This is a genomic window from Kocuria sp. ZOR0020 (assembly GCF_000800955.1).
GTDB lineage: Bacteria > Actinomycetota > Actinomycetes > Actinomycetales > Micrococcaceae > Kocuria > Kocuria subflava.
The window spans coordinates 1-1,035 of sequence record NZ_JROX01000404.1 but is presented as its reverse complement, the minus strand read 5'-3'; the positions used below and the strand labels follow the sequence as shown (position 1 = coordinate 1,035).

Here is a 1,035-nt window from a genome sequence, read left to right as displayed (position 1 = left end):
CGATCTCAACGTGTCTGCACGATGGCACCGCCGCGTCCGAAGGCGATCTGGTCATCACCCGCCAGAACGACCGCCGGCTCCGCAACGGCAATACCTGGGTCCGCAACGGTGCCCGCTGGATCATCACCAACGTCCGCGAGGACGGATCGGTCAACATCCGCCCCGCCGCACGGCGGTTCGGTCGCGGGATCGTTCTGCCCGCCGACTACGTGGCCGAGCACCTGGACCTGGGCTACGTGATCACCGCGCACAGGGCGCAAGGCGTGACCACCGACACCTCGCACGTTGTCGTCACCCCGACGACCACGCGGGAGAACTTCTACGTCTCGATGACCCGCGGCGCGGAAGGCAACTACGCCTACGTCACCGTCGACCGCGACGATCATGAGCACACCGAGCCGCATCCCGGCGACAACCCCAACGTCACTGCCCGCAGTGTCTTGTACGGCGTGCTCCAGCACGTGGGCGCGGAGCTGTCGGCGCACAAGACGATCACCGCCGAGCACGAGCACTGGGGCTCCATCACGCAGCTCGCGGCCGAGTACGAGACCATCGCCCAAGCCGCCCAGCACGACCGCTGGGCCACCCTGCTTACCGCATCCGGACTCACCGACGAGCAGGTCGGCGACGTGTTCGACTCCGACGCCTACGGCGCGCTCTCGGCCGAGTTGCGGCACGCCGACGCCAACCACCACAACCTCGACACCCTGCTCCCACGGCTGATCGGAGCCCGCAGCCTGGGCGATGCCGACGACATCGCCTCCGTCCTCCATGCTCGACTCGCACACGCCACGGATAGACCGGCCGGGTCCGGTCGCACCCGCAAACCTCCCCGGCTCGTCGCCGGACTGATCCCCGACGCCGGCGGGCCGATGGCCGACGAGATGCGCCAAGCGCTGGACGAGCACCGAGACCTCATCGAGCAACGCGCCGACGCCGTGCTCCACAGCGCCCTCACCGACGAGGAGCCGTGGACGGGCAAGCTCGGCGCCCCGCCGAAGGACGACAAGAAGCATGCGGCGTGGTGGCGCGCCG

Annotated in this window: 1 pseudogene; it reads left to right on the top strand. The window is 69.3% G+C overall.

Annotated elements, in window-relative coordinates:
• A pseudogene (locus tag L979_RS16515) lies at positions 1 to 1,035 on the top strand (conjugal transfer protein); the annotation flags it as partial.